The following is an 18,451-nucleotide window of genomic DNA, read 5'->3' on the forward strand; positions in this document are numbered from 1 at the left end:
GCATGTGGAAGCGGTGTCGCTCAACGGATAAAAGGTACCCCGGGGATAACAGGCTGATCTTCCCCAAGAGTCCATATCGACGGGATGGTTTGGCACCTCGATGTCGGCTCGTCGCATCCTGGGGCTGTAGCAGGTCCCAAGGGTTGGGCTGTTCGCCCATTAAAGCGGTACGCGAGCTGGGTTTAGAACGTCGTGAGACAGTTCGGTCCCTATCCGCCGTGCGCGTAGGATACTTGAGAAGGGCTGTCCCTAGTACGAGAGGACCGGGACGGACGAACCTCTGGTGTGCCAGTTGTCCCGCCAGGGGCACGGCTGGTTAGCTACGTTCGGAAGGGATAACCGCTGAAAGCATCTAAGCGGGAAGCTCGCTTCAAGATGAGGTATCCCACCACCTCCGGGTGGGTAAGGCCCCCAGCTAGACGACTGGGTTGATAGGCCGGAAATGTAAGCCCGGTAACGGGTTCAGTTGACCGGTACTAATAGGCCGAGGACTTGACCCACAAAGCTGCTACGCGTCCACTGTGCAACTCCCGACAAACGAACAACACCCACCCCAGCAGGTGGTCGAGTTGTTTGACATGTCGATAGAGTTACGGCGGTCATGGCGGAGGGGAAACGCCCGGCAACATTCCGAACCCGGAAGCTAAGCCCTCCAGCGCCGATGGTACTGCACCCGGGAGGGTGTGGGAGAGTAGGACACCGCCGGACAATTTTCCAGTCGAGGGCCGCCCCATCCGGGTCGGCCCTCGACTGCGTAGCGCCGCACGTGGCGCAATCAGGAAGGATGAACCTGTGAGTTCAGGACCGCACGGCGGCGACCGGCCCCGTCGATACGAAGACCGGCCGGCCGGCCGTGACGGCGCCACGCCGCGTCGCGGGGACCGTCCGTCGTACCGGGACGAGCGGGGCGGCGAGCGCAACGGCGACCGTCGCGGCGGGTCCCGGGACGGCGAGCGCCAGGGCGGCTTCCGGGACCGTGAGGGGTACCGCGGCGGCGACCGCCGCGAAGGCGGCTTCCGGCGTGACGACCGGGCCGGTGGTGAGCGCCGTGAGGGTGGTTTCCGGGGTGACCGTGAGGGCGGTTTCCGTGGTGGGGACCGTCGCGAGGGCTTCCGGCGCGATGACCGGGCCGGTGGTGAGCGCCGTGAGGGTGGTTTCCGGGGTGACCGTGAGGGCGGTTTCCGTGGTGGGGACCGTCGTGAGGGCTTCCGGCGTGACGACCGGGCCGGTGGTGAGCGCCGTGAGGGTGGTTTCCGGGGTGACCGTGAGGGCGGTTTCCGTGGTGGGGACCGTCGTGAGGGCTTCCGGCGTGACGACCGGGCCGGTGGTGAGCGCCGTGAGGGTGGTTTCCGGGGTGACCGTGAGGGCGGTTTCCGTGGTGGGGACCGTCGTGAGGGCTTCCGGCGTGACGACCGGGCCGGTGGTGAGCGCCGTGAGGGTGGTTTCCGGGGTGACCGTGAGGGCGGTTTCCGTGGTGGGGACCGTCGTGAGGGCTTCCGGCGTGACGACCGGGCCGGTGGTGAGCGCCGTGAGGGTGGTTTCCGGGGTGACCGTGAGGGCGGTTTCCGTGGTGGGGACCGTCGTGAGGGCTTCCGGCGTGACGACCGGGCCGGTGGTGAGCGCCGTGAGGGTGGTTTCCGGGGTGACCGTGAGGGCGGTTTCCGTGGTGGGGACCGTCGTGAGGGCTTCCGGCGTGACGACCGGGCCGGTGGTGAGCGCCGTGAGGGTGGTTTCCGGGGTGACCGTGAGGGCGGTTTCCGTGGTGGGGACCGTCGCGAAGGCGGCTTCCGGCGCGACGACCGGGCCGGTGGTGAGCGCCGTGAGGGTGGTTTCCGGGGTGACCGTGAGGGCGGTTTCCGTGGTGGGGACCGTCGCGAAGGCGGCTTCCGGCGTGACGACCGGGCCGGTGGTGAGCGCCGTGAGGGTGGTTTCCGGGGTGACCGTGAGGGCGGTTTCCGTGGTGGGGACCGTCGCGAAGGCGGCTTCCGGCGTGACGACCGGGCCGGTGGTGAGCGCCGTGAGGGCGGTTTCCGTGGTGGGGACCGTCGTGAGGGCTTCCGCCGCGATGACCGGGCCGGTGGTGAGCGCCGTGAGGGTGGTTTCCGGGGTGACCGTGAGGGCGGTTTCCGTGGTGGCGAGCGTCGCGAGGGCTTCCGGCGTGACGACCGGGCCGGTGGTGAGCGCCGTGAGGGTGGTTTCCGGGGTGACCGTGAGGGCGGTTTCCGTGGTGGGGACCGTCGCGAAGGCGGCTTCCGCCGCGATGACCGGGCCGGCGGTGAGCGCCGTGAGGGCGGCTACCGGGGTGACCGTGAGGGCGGCTTCCGCGGTGGGGACCGCCGCGAGGGCGGCTATCGCGGTGACCGGGACGGCTTCCGCGGCGGCGACCGCCGCGACGACCGGCCCGGCGGTGACCGTCGTGAGGGCGGCTACCGGGGTGACCGGGCGGGCTTCCGTGGCGGTGACCGTCGTGAGGGCGGCTACCGCGGTGACCGGGACGGCTTCCGGAGCGGCGAGCGTCGCGACGGCGGCTTCCGGGACGAACGCCGAGCCGAGTCCGAGGGGCCGACGGCACCGGAACTGCCCGATGAGATCGTCGCGACCGACCTCGACAAGGATGTCCGGGCCGAACTGCTCTCCCTGGCCAAGCCGGTCGCGGAGAAGGTCGCCCGGCACCTGGTCGCGACCGGTCAACTGATCGACGAGGACCCGGCCGAGGCGCTGGCGCACGCCCTCGCGGCCCGCCGGCTGGCCTCGCGGATCGCCGCTGTTCGCGAGGCGGTCGGCCTGGCCGCGTACCACGCCGGCGAGTGGCAGACGGCGGTCGCCGAGCTGCGGACGTACCACCGGATGAGCGGCCTGCAGAGCCACCTGGCCGTGCTCGCGGACTGCGAGCGGGCGCTGGGCCGTCCGGAGCGGGCGATCGACCTGTTCCGCGGCGCGGACCGCTCGAAGCTGGACCAGCCCGTCGCGATCGAGCTGCTGATCGTCGCCGCGGGCGCCCGTGGTGACCTCGGCCAGAAGGACGCCGCGGTGGCCATGCTCCAGGTGCCCGAGCTGACCGCCGACGCGGCTGAGCCGTGGACGGCCCGGCTGCGGTACGCGTACGCCGACGCGCTGCTCGCGGTCGGCCGGCGCGAGGAGGCCCGCGAGTGGTTCGCCCGCGCGGCGGAGGTCGACACCGAGGGGGAGACCGACGCGGCGGAGCGGCTGCTGGAACTCGACGGCGTGGTGATCGAGGGCGACGACGAGGACGAGGCCGATGACCTCACCCCCGGCCCCGGCTCGCCCGGTGCCGTGCCGGCCCGCCCGGACGCCGATCTCACCGACGGCGGAGCGGACGACGACCAGCCCACCGCGCGCGACGCCGGAGCAGACGACGACGAGCCCACCGGAGCGGACGACAGCGACACCGACCTCGAGACGCCCGGCTCCCAGCAGCCGGACGCCGACGCCGGTGACCTGGCTGACGACCTGGCCGAGGAGGAGCTGACCGACGCCGAGGCGCGGCGCCTCGCCGACGAGCTCGACGAGGCGGACGACGCCGGCGAGGCGGGCACCGACCGGCGATGACGACGGACGGAAAGCGGCTGGTCGACGGGTACGCCCTGGTCGTCTTCGACCTGGACGGGGTGATCTACCTGATCGACCGGCCGATTCCCGGGGCGGTGGAGGCGGTCGGCCGGCTGCACGCCGAGGGGCGGGCGGTCGCGTACGCCACGAACAACGCCTCCCGCCGGTCGAGCGAGGTCGCCGACCTGCTCACCGGCATGGGCGTCGCCGCCCGTCCGGAGGAGGTCCTGACGTCCGCGGCGGCCGCCGCCGAACTGCTCCGCGACCGGTACCCGGCCGGCACGTCGGTCCTGGTCGTCGGGGCGGACGCGCTGCGCGCCGAGATCCGCGCCGCGGGCCTGACCCCGGTCACGCAAGCCGAGGACGAGCCGGCCGCGGTCGTGCAGGGGTACGGGCCGCAGGTCGGCTGGGCCGACCTCGCCGAGGCGGCGGTGGCCGTCCGCGGCGGCGCCGCCTGGATCGCCACCAACACCGACCGCACCCTGCCCAGCGGACGTGGCCCGTTGCCCGGCAACGGCGCCCTCGTGGCCGCCCTGCGGACCGCCCTGGGCCGGGACCCGGACGTGGTCGTGGGCAAACCGGCGCCGGAGCTGTTCGCGACCGCCGCCCGCCGGGCCGGCGCGGGTCGCACGCTCGTCGTCGGTGACCGGCTGGACACGGACATCGAGGGCGCGGTGCGGGCCGGGCTGGACAGCCTGCTGGTGCTGACCGGCGTCAGCGACGTCGCCGAACTGCTCGCCGCCGCGCCGGAGCGCCGGCCGACGTACGTGTCGGCGGACCTGGCGGGCCTCTTCGACCCGGCGGCGGTGGTGCGGGTGCCCGGCCCGGCGGAGGCCGGCGGCTGGTCGGCGACGGCGCGTGCGGGGCGGCTGGAGCTGTCCGGGGCGGGCCGCCCGCTGGACGCGCTGCCCGCGCTGTGTGCGGCGGCGTGGTCGGCGCCGGGCCCACAGCCGGTGCGGGCCGCATCCGCCGAGGCGGAGGACGCGCTCGCCGCGTTCGGGCTGCTCGCCGGCTGAGCCGCCGCGGTGCGGCCCCGGCGCGAAGCTCGCGGCGCGACCTCAGGACAACCTGGCGCGGCCTCAGACCAGCTTGGCGCGGCCTCAGACCAGCTTGGCGCGGGGCCTCAGAGCAGCTTGCGAAGCTTCATCAGGTCGAACGGGTTCGCCTTGATGGAGACCCGCCGGGACGCCACCGCGCGGGTGACGTCGAGCTCGCCGCGGACGAGGGCGAGCAGGTCGTCGCTGGTGGTGCTCATCGCGATCTTCGCCTTCGGGTCGTCGCCGTCGGCCAGATCCACCAGGCGACCGTCGGCCAGCCGGCCGTGGAACGCCGTCTCCAGGTCGGTGATCCGGCAGGCGAGCGTGCGGTCCAGGTCGACGCGTTCCCGCACCGTGTCGGCGTTGCGGTCCAGCCGGGCGGCGAGGTCCCGCAACGCTTGCCGGCACTCGTCAACGCTGGCCACATCGCCTCCAGACAGCTCGCCACGCCACTCCCCGGCACCGTACCGCACGGGCGGTTCAGTCGGGCCCGGTAGCGTGAGGACGCACACCCCCTCGCGGAAGGACTTCTGGCATGCAGGACGCGTGGCGCGCCTACCTCGAGCTGGCCATGGGCCTGACCGAGGCGCCCCGGAAGAGGGCCCAGGAGGCGGTCCGCCGGCTGGTCGGCACCGGCGGCGCGACGGCCGCTCAGCTGCAGGCGCTCGCCGAGGAGCTGATGTCCACCAGCACGGCGAACCGGGAGGCCCTGACCAAGCTCGTCCGGTTCGAGGTCGACCGGGCGCTGGGCGCCGTCGGCCTCGCCACCGCCGACGAGGTGGCCGAGCTGACCCGCCGGGTGCACGAGCTGGAGCGGCAGCTGAAGGAGGCCCGCTCCGCTCCGGTCTCCGCCGGGACCGCTCCGGCCGCCGAGGCCGCCGGGACGGGTGCCGCGGTCGGTGGACCGGGCCCGGTCGCGCCGGGTGCCGCCGGCGAGCGGGCGGCCACTGCCGAACCGGGCGGAGCCGAGCCGGTCGCGCCACCGGCGACCGCCGCACCCACCGCGGACGCCGCGGCGGGCCAGCCGGCCCGGAAGGCCGTGGCCAAGAAGGCGATCGCGAAGAAGGCCGTCAAGAAGGCCGTGGCCGGGAAGGCGAGCGCCGAGGAGGCCGGGGACGCCGGGGCGCGGAAGGCGGCGAAGAAGGCCGTGGCGAAGAAGGCGGTGGCGGTGCGGCGGTCGACGGAGGTCGCGCCGGCCGGGGAGCCGCCCGCGCCACGGGCGGCGAAGAAGGCGCCGCGCAAGCAGCAGCCGGGCGAGCCGGCGTGACCGCCGCGCGCCCCGCCGGGAGCCGGTCGTGACCGGCCCGGCCCGCCCCGGCCCGCCGCCGGGCGCCCGCCCCGGCCCACCGTCCGCCGCCCGCCCCGGCGTACCGGACGGGCGGCCCGGTGGACCGCAGCCGGGACCGCGTCCGGGACCGCCCGCCGGCTACCGGCCCGGGCCGTCCGCCGTCCCGGCCGACGAGGCGGAGGCGCGGCACCCGGCCGTCGACGCCGCCGTGCAGGCGATGGTCAACGCGGCGGGACTCCCGCCGGCGGACCAGATCGCCCAGTACGAGGCGGCCTACGAGACGCTGCGGGAGACCCTCGCCAGCATCGACCAGTCCTGAGGAGCCGGAGAACCACGCATGGCACGTCGTACCCGGTTGGACGCGGAACTGGTCCGCCGCGGCCTGGCCCGCTCGCGTGAGCAGGCCGCCGCGCTGGTCGAGGCCGGCCGCGTCAAGCTGCGCGGGGTACCGGCCCGCAAGCCCGCCGCCCTGGTCGACCCCGCCGATCCGCTGCTGGTCACCGGTGCGGATCCCGCCTCGGAGTACGTCTCCCGGGGCGGGCACAAGCTCGCCGGCGCCCTCGCGGCGTTCGGCCCCGGCGGGCTGACCGTCGCCGGCCGGCGCTGCCTGGACGCGGGCGCCTCCACCGGCGGCTTCACCGACGTGCTGCTGCGCGCCGGCGCGGCCGAGGTGGTCGCCGTGGACGTCGGCTACGGGCAGCTCGCCTGGCCGCTGCGCACCGACGAGCGGGTGCGCGTGTTCGAGCGCACCAACGTCCGTACGCTCACGCCGGAGGCCGTCGGCGGGCCGGTCGACCTCACCGTCGCCGACCTGTCGTTCATCTCGCTGCGGCTCGTGCTGCCCGCCCTCGCCGCCTGCACCCGCCCGGACGGCGACCTGGCGCTGATGGTGAAGCCGCAGTTCGAGGTGGGCCGGGAGCGGGTCGGCGCCGGCGGCGTGGTGCGCGACCCGGCGCTGCGGGCCGAGGCGGTCCTGGACGTGGCCACCGCGGCGGCGCAGCTCGGTCTGGGCCTCGCCGACGTGTGCGCCAGCCCGCTGCCCGGGCCCAGCGGCAACGTGGAGTTCTTCGTATGGTTACGCCGGGAAGCGCCGGCGGTCGATCCGGAGCGGGTGCGTGCCGTGGTGACCGCGGGACCGCCCGGCCCGGCGGCGGGCGGCCTGCCGGGTACGGCGACGGAGGAGGTGGCCGGGTGAGCGAGCTGGCGAGTCGGGCGAGGCGCGGCCGCGCCGAGGGCGCGGCCCCGACCGGGCGGCGGGCGCGGTGAGCCGCACCGCGCTGCTGGTCACGCACACCGGGCGCCGGCGCAGCACCGAGCACGCGCGAACGGTGGCGGCCGACCTGATCGCGGCCGGCTTCGTCGTGCGGGTGATCGCGGAGGAGGCCGAGGATCTCGACCTGCCCGGGGTGGTGCCGGTGACCGGCCCGGAGGCCGCCGAGGGGGCGGAGATCGTCTTCGCCCTCGGCGGGGACGGCACGTTCCTGCGCGCCGCCGAGCTGGCCCGGCCGGCGAAGGTGCCACTGCTCGGCATCAACCTGGGCAAGGTCGGCTTCCTCGCCGAGGCCGAGATCGACGACCTGGACACCGCCGTCCGTGACGTCGTGGGCCGCAACTACACGGTGGACGAACGTCTCACGCTGGACGTGACCGCCGAGTTCGACGGCGGCCCGACGATCGAGTCCTGGGCGCTCAACGAGATCAGCGTCGAGAAGGGAGAGCGGGCGCAGATGCTCGAGCTCCTCGTCGACGTCGACGGGCGGCCGCTGTCCCGCTACGGCTGCGACGGTGTCGTCTGCGCCACGCCCACCGGTTCGACGGCGTACGCGTTCTCCGGCGGCGGCCCGGTGGTGTGGCCCGAGGTGGAGGCCCTGCTGCTGGTGCCGATCAGCGCGCATGCGCTGTTCAGTCGTCCGCTGGTCACCGCGCCCACGTCCACGTTCGCCATCACCGTCGACCCGTTCACCACCCTCGCGGTGCTGTGCTGCGACGGCCGGCGGGTGTACGACCTGCCGCCCGGGGCCCGGGTGACGGTGCGGCGCGGCGGCCTGCCGGTGCGGATCGTGCGGCTGCGGGCGCGGCCGTTCACCGACCGGCTGGTGGCGAAGTTCGACCTGCCGGTGCACGGCTGGCGGGGCAACCGCCGCTGAGCGCACCGCCGACGCCGCGGGCCGCCGGCTGGTCAAGTGTCGGGCCTCGCGTCTACTGTCGGGTGCTGTGCTGGAAGAGCTGCGCATCACCGGGCTGGGCGTCATCGAGGACACGACGCTGCCGTTGACCGGCGGCATGAACGTCATCACCGGCGAGACCGGCGCGGGCAAGACGATGGTGGTGACCGGGCTCGGCCTGCTCTTCGGCGGGCGCGCCGACGCCGGGCGGGTTCGCGCCGAGCCGGGCCGGGCGGTGGTCGAGGGCCGGTTGCGGCTGGCCGGCAAGGTGGCCGACACCGTGCAGGCCCGGATCACCGACGCCGGCGGCGAGCCCGACGAGGACGGCTCCGTGCTGCTGAGCCGCACGGTGACGGTGGAGGGCCGCTCCCGGGCGCACCTCGGTGGCCGCAGCATGCCCGTGTCGATGCTGGCCGAGGTGGGCGAGCAGGTGCTCGCCGTGCACGGCCAGTCCGACCAGTTGCGGCTGCTGCGTCCGGCCGAGCAGCGTGCCGCGCTCGACCGGTTCGCCGGCCCGGAGCACGAGAAGCTGCTCGACGCGCTGCGCGAGGCGTACACGCGCTGGCGCTCGGTGGTGGACGACCTGGCCGACCGGCGCCGCAACGCCCGCGAGCGCAACCAGGAGGCCGACCTGCTGCGCCTCGGCCTGGACGAGATCACCCGGGTCGACCCGCAGCCGGGGGAGGACGACGAGCTGAAGGCGGAGGCGCAGCGGCTGGAGCACGCCGAGGGGCTGCGCGCGGCGGCGCAGCTCGCCCAGCAGTGCGTGGCCGGGGGAGTGGAGGCCGCCGACGACACCCCGGACGCGACCACCCTGCTCGGCACCGCCCGCCGCACGCTGGAGGGGCAGGCCGGCACCGATCCGGCCCTGGGCGAGCTGGCGGCCCGCCTGGAGGAGGCGGCGACGCTCGTCGCGGACGTCTCCGCCGAGCTGTCGGCGTACCTGGCGGGTCTGGACGCCGACCCCGCGCGGCTGCAGGTGGTCTACGAGCGCCGGGCCGCGTTGCGCGCCCTGACCCGCAAGTACGCCGACGACGTCGACGGGGTGATCGCCTGGGCGGAGCGGGCGCGGGCGCGGCTGTCCGACCTGGACACCTCCGACGATCTCCTCGACGAGCTGGACCGGGAGGCGTCCCGGCTGGCCGGTGAGGTCGCCGACCTGGCGGGCCGGGTGTCCACTTCCCGGCAGGAGGCGGCGACCCGCTTCGCCGCGCAGGTCACCGAGGAGCTGGCCGGGCTGGCGATGCCGCACGCGCGGATCGAGGTCTCGGTGCTGCCCCGCCCGGCCGGCAAGACCGAGCCGCGCCTGCCGGTCAACGGTGTCGAGGTCGGCGTGGGCCCGGACGGCGGCGACGAGGTGGAGCTGCGCCTGCTGGCCCACCCGGGGGCGCCGGCGCTGGCGTTGCAGCGGGGCGCCTCTGGCGGTGAGCTGTCCCGGGTGATGCTCGCCATCGAGGTGGTCTTCGCCGGCTCGGGCGGTCCGCCGACGCTGGTCTTCGACGAGGTGGACGCGGGGGTCGGCGGCCGGGCCGCGGTCGAGATCGGCCGCCGGCTGGCCCGGCTGGCCCGCAGCCACCAGGTGCTGGTGGTGACCCACCTGCCCCAGGTCGCCGCGTTCGCCGACCGGCACCTGGTGGTGGCGAAGGACACCGGCGGCGCGGTCACCACCAGCGGGGTGCGCGTGGTGGAGGACACGGAGCGTGCTCGGGAGCTGGCCCGGATGCTCGCCGGTTTGCCCGATTCCGATCTGGGTATCGCGCACGCCGAGGAGCTGCTGGCGGTGGCGGCGCGGGAACGAAGGGGGTAGCCGGGGACGATTGTGACCACCGGCACACCGGGCCGCGTCGTAGTGTGCTTCCCTGGACAGGCGGCCCTGCTCAGGCATGTCGCGCCGGAGATGCCTGCCTCACATGCCAGGATGGTCACGATGCGTCTACCCACGTTGCGCCGGACCCGACCCGCGGAGCCGGGCCGGATCGCCGGCACCGCGCGCCTTGACCGCCGGACCAAACGCCTGGTCGGGCGGCTCCGCCCGGGCGACATCGCGGTCATCGACCACGTCGACCTGGACCGGGTCGCCGCCGACTCGCTGGTCGCTGTCGGTGTCGCCGCCGTGCTCAACGCCAAGCCGTCGGTCTCCGGCCGCTACCCCAATCTGGGCCCGGAGGTGCTGATCGAGGCCGGCATCCCGCTCCTGGACGATCTGGGGGAGAGCGTCTTCGAGCAGATCCGCGAGGGGGACACCGTCCGGATCGAGGGCAACACGGTCTACGTCGGTGAGGAGCCGGTGGCCCACGGTGCCCTGCAGGACGCGGAGACCGTGGCCAAGGCCATGGCCGACGCCCGGGAGGGGCTCTCGGTCCAGCTGGAGGCGTTCGCCGCCAACACCATGGACTACCTCAAGCAGGAGCGGGACCTGCTGCTCGACGGTGTGGGCGTACCGGACATCCGCACCGAGATCCAGGGGCGACACTGCCTGATCGTGGTGCGCGGCTACGACTACAAGGCCGACCTGGACGTGCTGCGCCCCTACATCCGGGAGTTCAAGCCGGTGCTCATCGGCGTCGACGGCGGCGCCGACGCCCTGGTCGAGGCCGGCTACACCCCCGACATGATCATCGGCGACATGGACTCGGTCACCGACGATGTGCTGCGCTGCGGCGCCGAGGTGGTCGTGCACGCCTACCCGGACGGGCGCGCGCCGGGGCTGGCCCGGGTCAACGGTCTCGGCGTGCCCGCGGTCACCTTTCCCGCCGCCGCCACCAGCGAGGACCTGGCGATGCTGCTGGCCGACGAGAAGGGCGCCTCGCTGCTGGTCGCCGTCGGCACGCACGCCACGCTTGTCGAGTTCCTGGACAAGGGGCGCGGCGGCATGGCGTCGACGTTCCTCACCCGTCTGAAGGTCGGCGGCAAGCTGGTCGACGCCAAGGGCGTCAGCCGGCTCTACCGGCAGAGCATCTCCGGGTCGTCCCTGCTGCTGCTGGTGCTCTCCGCGATCGCCGCGATGGCCTCGGCAGTGGCGGTCTCCACCGTCGGCAAGGCGTACCTGGGTGTGGTCTCCGAGTGGTGGAACAATTTTGTGTTCCAGCTGGAACGGCTCTTCTGACGCCGGTCCACCCGACAAGAGGCTGCAGGTGTGATCAACTTCCGGTACCACGTGGTGTCCCTGACCGCGGTCTTCCTGGCGCTGGCGATCGGCCTGGTGGTCGGCACCGCCGCGCTCAACGGGCCGGTGGCCGACTCCCTGAAGGAGAACGTCAACGCGCTGAGCAAGGCCAACCAGCAGATGCGCCAGACGGTCAACAACATGGAGGAGGAGCTCGCCCGCGAGGAGGAGTTCGTGGCCGAGATCGCCGGGGTCGTCCTGCCGGGCAAACTCTCCGGCAAGCGGGTGCTGGTGATGAGCCTGCCCACCGGGCGCGACCACACCGAGGGCGTGGTCGAGATGCTCCAGCTCGGCGGGGCGGACGTGGTCGGTCGCATTGACCTGCAGGACAAGTTCATCAACCCGGAGAACAACAACGACCTGCTGGAACTCGCGGTCACCGCGGCACGCCCGACCAGCGCGTCGACGGCGAACCTGCCCGGTAACGGGCACGGCGTGGAGACCTCCAGCGCCCTGCTGGCCAGCGTGCTGCTCGACCGGACGCCCGGCGCGGCGCCGGTGAGCGAGGCCGACCGGCGGGCGGTGCTCGCCGCGTACACGAACGCGAACTACCTGACCACCGCGGAGCGGGTGACCGGGCCGGCGGAGGCGGTGGTGATCGTCAGCGGCCAGCCGTACGTGGACAAGGACTCGGCGAAGAAGGACGAGTCGGTGGGCAAGGTCGCCGAGCAGTTCGACCGGACCGGCGGCATCGTGGTCGCCGGCAACGGCTCGGACGGCGACAACCTGGTGTCCCTCGTCCGGGGCGACGCGGTGCTGGCCGGGTCGATCTCCACGGTCGACAACGCGAACACCGTGCAGGGGCAGCTGGTCACCTCCCTCGCCCTGGTGCAGCAGCTCACCGAGAAGAAGGCCGGACACTACGGCGTCGGCGACAGCGCGTCGGGTCTGCTGCCTAGACTGCCCCAGTGAGCGAAGAGTCCACCCCGGTGTCCGGTCCCGCCAACCGAGAGGAGATCGCGTGAGCCTGCTCGGTCGGATCGTCGTCGCCGGTGCCGGCGCTGCCGTCGCCCGGTACGCGCTGCGCCAGGTGCGTACCTCGCCGGCCGGTCCGGCGCTGGAGCGGACGAACTTCCGCGGCCGGACGGTGACCCTCGCGGCCGGTCCGGCGCTGGCCGCCGGCGCCGCCGTCTCCGGGGCCGCCGGCGCCACCGGTGCGGCGGCGGGCGGGGCGGCCCTGGTCGCGGGGCTGGGCGCCGGAGCGGTGGGCCTCTACGACGACGTGGTCGGGGCGCGGCCGGAGCAGAAGGCCGCCAAGGGTTTCGCCGGGCACCTCGCCGCGCTGCGGGAGGGGCGGGTCACCGCCGGGCTGGTCAAGGTCGTCGGCGTGGGCGCCGCCGGGCTGGGCGCCGCCGCCCTGCTCGCCGCCGACCCGGCGGTCGCCCGGCATCCGCGCCGGCAGCGGCTGGGCGCGCTCGGGCGCGGCCTGGACGTGCTGCTCGGCGCGGGCGTGGTCGCCGGCACCGCCAACCTGGTCAACCTGCTCGACCTGCGCCCCGGCCGGGCGCTGAAGTCGGGGCTCCTGCTCGGCACCCCGCTGCTGCGCGGCCCGCAGGGCGGGATCGCCGCCGGCGCGGTCGGTGCCGCCGTCGGGCTGCTCCCGGCCGACCTGGGCGAGGACGTGATGCTCGGCGACAGCGGCGCCAACGCGCTCGGCGCGCTGCTGGGTGTCACGCTCGCCGCGCGTACCGGCCCCGCCGGCCGGGCCGGCCTGCTCGCCGTTCTCGCCGGGCTCACCGCGGCCAGCGAGAAGGTGAGTTTCACCCAGGTCATCCAGCAGACCCCCGGGCTGCGCGAGCTGGACGCGCTGGGCCGTCGCGCCGACTGACGTGACGACTCCGGCACCCCTCGCCGGCGCCGGCCGTGTCGCCGGGGCGGCCGCGCTGATCGCCGTCCTCACCGTCGTCGCCCGGCTGGCCGGCTTCGGCCGCACCGCCGTCTTCACCTGGGTCGTGCGGGAGAGCGACCTGGGCGGTATGTACGTGATCGCGAACACCGCTCCCAACATCATCTTCGAGATCGTCGCCGGTGGTGCCCTGGCGAGCCTGGTCGTGCCCCTGCTGGCCGGGGCGGTGGCCGCCGGCGACCGGCGGGCGGTGACCGCCACCACCGGCGCCCTGCTCACCTGGACCCTCATCCTGCTCGTTCCACTGGCGGTCCTGGTCGCGCTCCTCGCCGGGCCGATCGTCGCGTTCATCAGCGAAGGGCGGTCCGATGCGGAGCTGGCGGCGGCAGCTCGGATGCTGCGGGTCTTCGCGCCGCAGCTCCCGCTCTACGGAATCGGCATCGTGCTGACCGGAGTGCTGCAGGCGCACCGCAGGTTCGCCTGGCCGGTCATCGCACCGCTGCTGTCCAGCGTCACCGTGATCGGGGTCTACCTGGCGTTCGGCGCGGTCGAGGGGCGCGGGGCGAGCGTGGCCCAGGTCGACATCGGTGGCGAGCTGATCCTCTCCGCCGGTACCACGCTCGGTGTGGTGGTGCTGTCGCTGTCGCTGCTCATCCCGCTGCGTCGACTCCGGCTGCGGGTACGACCCGGCTTCGCGTTTCCCGCCGACGCCCGGGCTCGGATCGGCGGTCTCGCCATCGCCGGAGCGGCCACGGTCACCGCCCAGCAGATCGCCCTGCTGGTGATGCTGAACCGGGTTTCCGGCGGCCCGACCGGTTCGCCGCAGGTGTTCAACCTGGCCCAGACCATCTACCTGCTGCCATGGGCGGTCCTCGCGGTGCCGCTGGCCATCGCCGCGTACCCCACCCTGGCGGCCGCCGCGGCCGGCGGCGACGAGCACGGGTACCGGCGTACCGTCGCCGGTACCACCCGCGGTGTCCTGCTCCTCAGCTGCCTGGGTGCGGCGGCCCTGGTCGGCACCGCGGTGCCCGCCGGTCACTTCTTCCCCCTGAATCCGCAGGTCACCGCGGCCGCGATCATCGGGTTCGCCCCCGGGCTGGTGGGCTACGGGCTGTTCGCGGTGCTTTCCCGCGCGCTCTACGCCCACGGCGTGACGCGCCCCGCCACCGTCGCCATCGGTGTCGGCTGGCTGGTGGTGCCGCTGGCGGCCGTCCTGCTGGCGCGGGCGTTCCCGGTGGCCGACCGGGTCCCGGCGGTCACCCTGGCCAACTCGGTGGGGATGCTGGTGCTCGGCGTCCTGCTGATCGGCGCCGTCCGGCGGGCGGCGGGTGCCACCGCGCTCGCCGGGCTGGCCCGCGCCGGGGTGGCCGGCCTGCTCGGCGGCGCCCTCGCCGCGCTCGCCGGCTGGGCGGTGTCCCGCGCGCTGGCCGGCGCGGGCGACGGCACCCCGGGCGCACCGGCGGCACTCCTACAGGGCATGCTGTCCGGTGTCCTGGTCGGCGCCGTGTTCCTCGCCGTGGCGTGGGTGCTGGACCGGCCGGACGTACGACCGCTGCTCGCCGGGGTGCTGCGGCGCCTCGGGGGAGCCCGCCGGCGGGCGGCCGCCACCGCGGCCGGTGGGCCGCAGGACGACGGGGTCCCCCCGGAGCGGGGCGACGGGAAGGAGACGGTGTCCCGGTGACGGAACCGATCTCGCGGGCCGGTTGGCGCGGCACGGTCGCCCTGCTGCTCGCCTCCAGCACCGGCGGTGTCGGGCAGCACGTCCGCTCGCTGGCCGCCGGCCTCGCCGGCACGGGCGCCTCCGTGCTGGTCTGCGGCCCCGCCGCCACCGAGGACCAGTTCGACTTCACCGGCGTCGGTGCCCGGTTCCGGGCCGTGGAGATCCCGGCCAGCCCGACTCCCGCCGACGCCCGAGCGGTGAGCGCGCTGCGCCGGGCCCTCGCCGCCGAGCCGGTCGACGTCCTGCACGCCCACGGCCTGCGGGCCGGGTTGGTGGCCGTCCTCGCCCGGCCGGCCGTCCCAATCGTCGTCACGTGGCACAACGCGGTGCTCGCCGGCGGGCTGCGCGGCAGCGTGTCGCGCCTGGTCGAGCGGGTCGTCGCCCGGGGCGCCCGGGTGACCCTCGGCGCCTCCGCCGACCTGGTCGAGCGGGCCGCCGCGCTGGGCGCGCCGGACGCCCGGCTCGCCCCGGTCGCCGCGCCCGCGCTGCCCGCGCCGCGCCGGCGCCGGGAGGCGGTCCGGGCCGAGTTCGGCGTCGACCGCGACCGGCCGCTGATCGTCTCGGTCGGCCGGCTGCACCCGCAGAAGCGGTACGACGTGCTGGTCGACGCCGCCGCCCGGTGGCGGACGCGGAACCCGGCACCGGTCGTGGTGATCGCCGGCAGCGGTCCCGCGTACCTGCAACTGGCTGCCCGGATCTCCGCCGCGCGGGCGCCGGTGACCCTGCTGGGGCACCGCACCGACGTGGCCGACCTGCTCGCCGGGGCGGATCTCGCCGTGGTGACCAGCGACTGGGAGGCCCGGCAGCTGTTCGCGCAGGAGGCGATGCGGGCCGGCGTACCGCTGGTGGCGACCGCGGTCGGCGGCCTGCCGGAGCTGGTCGGCGATGCCGCGGTGCTGGTGCCGCCCGGTGACGTCGACGCGGTCGACGAGGCCGTGCGCGGCCTGCTCGACGACGCCGCACGCCGGGCCGACCTGGGCCGGCGGGGTGCGGACCGGGCGGCGAGCTGGCCCACCGACGCGGACACCCTCGCCCAGCTCACCGCGCTCTACGCCGAGCTGGCGCCGGACGCCGCCGGTCCCACCGCACCGGATGCCGGGGCACCGTCGACGGGACACCGGTGATGCTGCGCCGACTCACTCCCGTCCTGCTGACCCTGCTCGTCGTGGTGCTCGGCGTCGTGGCGCTGGCCGCCCGCCCGGCGAGCCGCGCCACCGAGGGGCGCGCCGACTACGTGGTCCTGGTCGGGGTGGCCGGGCTGCGCTGGGAGGACGTCGACGCGGCGACCACGCCGACGCTGTGGCGGATGGCGCGGGACGGGTCCATCGGCTCGCTGTCGGTGCGTTCCGCCCACCGGCCCACCTGCCCGGTGGACGGCTGGCTGACCCTCGGGGCCGGCAACTTCGCCGCGTGGCCCGGCAACCGCCCGGCCGGCACCTGCCCCCCGACGGACGTGGCCGTCGAGCGGCCGGACGGAATCGGCGCGAACCTGCCCGACCAGGAGAGCGCCGTCCGGCACAACCAGGAGCGGCTGCCCTGGGGTGCCGTCCCCGGGTCGCTGGCGGAGTCGGTGCGCTGCTCGGTGGCGGTCGGCCCGGGTGCTGCGGTGGCCGCCGCCCGGCCGTTCGGCCGCGTCGACCGGTACGCGCCGGAACTGCCGGACGACCCGTCGGAGCTGCTCCGCTCGTGCGTGCTCAGCATCGTCGACCTCGGCACCGTCCCGGGGGAGGATCCGGCCGCCCGCGCCGCCGCGGCCCGCGCCGCCGACGCCCGGCTGGCCCGGGTGCTCGCCGCCCGCCCGCCCCGTTCCCTGGTGATCCTCGCCGGGGTGTCCGACACCGAGGAACCGTCCCGGCTGCACGTCGCCGTCGCCGACGGCCCCGGCTGGGAGCAGGGCTGGCTGACCTCGCCGACCACGGCCCGGGAGGGGTACCTGCAACTGGTCGACGTCGCGCCGACCGCGCTCACGGCCCTGGGCCGGCCGCTGCCCGAGCGGCCGCTCCTGGGCCAGCCCGCCGAGCGCGTCGGGGGCCGGCCCGCCGACCTGGCCGCCGCGATCGCGGGCCCGGCGGACGCCGACCGTGAGGCCGGTGCCCAGCGGCGCGTCGCGGGCTGGTACTTCGGCCTGCTCGCCGCCGCCCAGGTGCTGCTCGGGGTGGCCGTGCTGCCGCTGCTCCGCCGGGCCCGCCGGCACGCCGGCCCGTACGGCCCGCAGCCGGTGTCCCGCCGGGTCGTGGCGGTGGTGGAGCTGCTGCTCGTCGCCGCCGCGCTCGCGGTGCCCGCCGCGCTGCTGGCCGACCTGGTGCCCTGGTGGCGCGGCGAGCACGCCGGGGTGTGGTTCGCCACCGCCACGGTCTCGCTGGTGGCCGCGGCGACGGTGCTGGTGCGCTCCCTCCCCGGGTACGAGAGCTCCCTCGGCCCGTTGGGCGCGGTCGCTGCGCTGGCCACGCTCACCGTCGGGGCGGACGTGCTGACCGGTGCCCGTCTCCAGCTCAACGCCGTGGTGGGTTACTCGGCGCTGGAGGGCACCCGGTACGCCGGCCTGGGCACCGTGGGGCTCGGGGTGTTCCTGGCCGGGGCCCTGCTCACGGCGGGTTGGCTCGCCCAGCGGGTGCACCGGTCCTGGCGGCCGATGGTGATGGTGGCGGTGGGCGGTGCCGCGGTCGTCGTGGTCGGCAGCCCGTACCTCGGGGCGGACTCCATCGGGGCCATCGCCCTGACCGCCGGGGTGAGCGTCGCCGCGGCGATCAGCGCCGGCGGCTGGCTGACGCTCAGCCGCCTGGCGTGGGCGACGATGGCCGGCCTGGCGGTGACGATCGGGTTCGCGCTGGTCGACCTGCGCCGACCGCCCGCCGAGCGGGGCAGCCTCGGCCGGTTCCTGGCCGCCGTCGGTGACGGCACCGGCGGCCTCACCGTCCACCGCTCCAGCGCCGCCAACCTGGAGACGCTGGTGGGCAGCCCGCTGACGGTGCTGGCGCTGGCCGGCGCGGTGCTGGTCTGGTTCGCCCTGCTGCAACCGTGGGGCGGCCTGATGCGGCTGTTCGGCATCTACCCGGCGGTACGGGCGGCGATGGCCGGCACGGCCGTGGCCGCGGTCATCGGCGGGCTGCTGAACGGGTCGGCGCTGGACGTCGCCGGTGCCGCCGCCGCGCTGGTGGTGCCGATGGCGGCGCTGTCCGCGCTGCGGGTGTTGGACCACTCGACCGACCGCACCCGGCCGGAGGCCGCCCGCGACGGCGGTCCGGCGGGCGGTTCCGGCTCGACCGGCCACGGCGGTGGCCGGGGTGGCGGCCCGGGCGGCGGCGGGCCCGACCGGGACGGCGGACCGGCCGGCCCGCGGGCGGCGGGCGCCGACGGCCCGGTCGGTGACCGTCCCGGCCCGGCCGGCGGGAGCGAGCGCGGCGACGGCGGTGCCCGAACCGGCGTGGGCGGCGACGGCGGGACCGGCCGAACCGGTGGTGGACGGGGACCCGGCGATCCGGGTGCCGGCGGCCCGGCTGCCGGGCGGATCCCGACGGCCCGCGCATCGAGCGAGGTCACGACCGGCTGAGCGGTGGGCGACACCCGGCGGTCGTGGGCGGGTGCGGCGGGTGCCCGGGCCCGTCGAGGTGTTACCGTGGAATCCCGTGGATCGCGTGATCACTCTGCTGATCGACACG

Annotated in this window: 14 protein-coding genes and 2 rRNA genes (1 of these 16 cut by a window edge); 15 read left to right on the forward strand and 1 reads right to left on the reverse strand. The window is 75.5% G+C overall.

Features of this window, described 5'->3' with window-relative positions; translation table 11 throughout:
* The 4 genes from EV376_RS16385 to EV376_RS16405 form a co-directional block, all read left to right on the forward strand.
* Positions 1–500: ribosomal RNA gene (locus tag EV376_RS16385) — 23S ribosomal RNA — on the forward strand (it extends 2,609 nt beyond the left edge of the window).
* A gap of 91 nt (positions 501–591) precedes the next feature.
* Positions 592–708: ribosomal RNA gene (gene rrf, locus EV376_RS16390) — 5S ribosomal RNA — on the forward strand.
* 1,920 nt (positions 709–2,628) lie between these two features.
* Entirely contained in the window at positions 2,629–3,570 is a 942-nt protein-coding gene (locus tag EV376_RS16400) for a Replicase polyprotein 1ab (protein ID WP_130328692.1), read from the forward strand.
* A complete protein-coding gene (locus EV376_RS16405; RefSeq protein ID WP_130324217.1) occupies positions 3,567–4,586 on the forward strand; it encodes an HAD-IIA family hydrolase in 1,020 nt (339 codons plus the stop codon). Before EV376_RS16400 ends, EV376_RS16405 begins: the two co-directional genes overlap by 4 nt.
* Before the next feature lie 107 nt (positions 4,587–4,693).
* Here the strand turns inward: EV376_RS16405 and EV376_RS16410 are convergent, their stop codons facing one another.
* The gene (locus EV376_RS16410; protein WP_130324219.1) at positions 4,694–5,032 is read right to left on the reverse strand and encodes an SCP2 sterol-binding domain-containing protein; all 339 of its coding nucleotides are present in this window, start codon (positions 5,030–5,032) and stop codon (positions 4,694–4,696) included.
* 110 nt (positions 5,033–5,142) lie between these two features.
* On the opposite strand from EV376_RS16410, the gene EV376_RS16415 reads away from it, so the two are divergent.
* The 11 genes from EV376_RS16415 to EV376_RS16465 all read left to right on the forward strand — a co-directional run bounded on the left by EV376_RS16415 (position 5,143) and on the right by EV376_RS16465 (position 18,342).
* Positions 5,143–5,874: a hypothetical protein gene (locus EV376_RS16415; RefSeq protein ID WP_130324221.1), complete on the forward strand. Its 732-nt coding sequence runs from the start codon at positions 5,143–5,145 to the stop codon at positions 5,872–5,874.
* A gap of 28 nt (positions 5,875–5,902) precedes the next feature.
* Positions 5,903–6,214, forward strand: a complete 312-nt coding sequence (locus EV376_RS16420; RefSeq protein ID WP_130324223.1) for a hypothetical protein — start codon at positions 5,903–5,905, stop codon at positions 6,212–6,214.
* 18 nt (positions 6,215–6,232) lie between these two features.
* Positions 6,233–7,090 (forward strand): TlyA family RNA methyltransferase, encoded by an 858-nt coding sequence (locus tag EV376_RS16425; RefSeq protein WP_130324225.1) that lies wholly within the window; start codon positions 6,233–6,235, stop codon positions 7,088–7,090.
* 67 nt (positions 7,091–7,157) lie between these two features.
* On the forward strand, positions 7,158–8,042 hold the full coding sequence (locus tag EV376_RS16430; RefSeq protein ID WP_130324227.1) for an NAD kinase: 885 nt from the start codon (positions 7,158–7,160) through the stop codon (positions 8,040–8,042).
* Between the two features lie 67 nt (positions 8,043–8,109).
* Positions 8,110–9,867: a DNA repair protein RecN gene (recN, locus tag EV376_RS16435; protein ID WP_130324229.1), complete on the forward strand. Its 1,758-nt coding sequence runs from the start codon at positions 8,110–8,112 to the stop codon at positions 9,865–9,867.
* 120 nt (positions 9,868–9,987) lie between these two features.
* Positions 9,988–11,166 carry a putative cytokinetic ring protein SteA gene (gene steA / locus EV376_RS16440; RefSeq protein WP_130324231.1) on the forward strand — a complete coding sequence of 393 codons (1,179 nt, stop codon included), beginning with the start codon at positions 9,988–9,990 and terminating at the stop codon, positions 11,164–11,166.
* Positions 11,167–11,196: 30 nt separating this feature from the next.
* On the forward strand, positions 11,197–12,138 hold the full coding sequence (locus tag EV376_RS16445; RefSeq protein WP_130324233.1) for a copper transporter: 942 nt from the start codon (positions 11,197–11,199) through the stop codon (positions 12,136–12,138).
* A gap of 49 nt (positions 12,139–12,187) precedes the next feature.
* A complete protein-coding gene (locus tag EV376_RS16450) occupies positions 12,188–13,054 on the forward strand; it encodes a hypothetical protein (RefSeq protein ID WP_130324235.1) in 867 nt (288 codons plus the stop codon).
* Position 13,055: 1 nt separating this feature from the next.
* The gene (gene murJ / locus EV376_RS16455; RefSeq protein WP_130324237.1) at positions 13,056–14,753 is read left to right on the forward strand and encodes a lipid II flippase MurJ; all 1,698 of its coding nucleotides are present in this window, start codon (positions 13,056–13,058) and stop codon (positions 14,751–14,753) included.
* On the forward strand, positions 14,750–15,916 hold the full coding sequence (locus EV376_RS16460; protein WP_130324239.1) for a glycosyltransferase family 4 protein: 1,167 nt from the start codon (positions 14,750–14,752) through the stop codon (positions 15,914–15,916). The genes murJ and EV376_RS16460 overlap by 4 nt, the downstream gene beginning before the upstream one ends.
* Positions 15,916–18,342, forward strand: a complete 2,427-nt coding sequence (locus tag EV376_RS16465) for a hypothetical protein (protein WP_130324241.1) — start codon at positions 15,916–15,918, stop codon at positions 18,340–18,342. The genes EV376_RS16460 and EV376_RS16465 overlap by 1 nt, the downstream gene beginning before the upstream one ends.
* Positions 18,343–18,451 lie beyond the last annotated feature (109 nt).

It is taken from the genome of Micromonospora sp. CNZ295 (assembly GCF_004217535.1).

Bases quoted from the DNA above. Each gene is read 5' to 3' on its own strand.
- EV376_RS16405 (WP_130324217.1), top strand. From the start codon at position 3,567: ATGACGACGGACGGAAAGCGGCTGGTCGACGGGTACGCCCTGGTCGTC.
- EV376_RS16415 (WP_130324221.1), top strand. From the start codon at position 5,143: ATGCAGGACGCGTGGCGCGCCTACCTCGAGCTGGCCATGGGCCTGACC.
- EV376_RS16425 (WP_130324225.1), top strand. From the start codon at position 6,233: ATGGCACGTCGTACCCGGTTGGACGCGGAACTGGTCCGCCGCGGCCTG.
- steA (WP_130324231.1), top strand. From the start codon at position 9,988: ATGCGTCTACCCACGTTGCGCCGGACCCGACCCGCGGAGCCGGGCCGG.
- EV376_RS16465 (WP_130324241.1), top strand. From the start codon at position 15,916: ATGCTGCGCCGACTCACTCCCGTCCTGCTGACCCTGCTCGTCGTGGTG.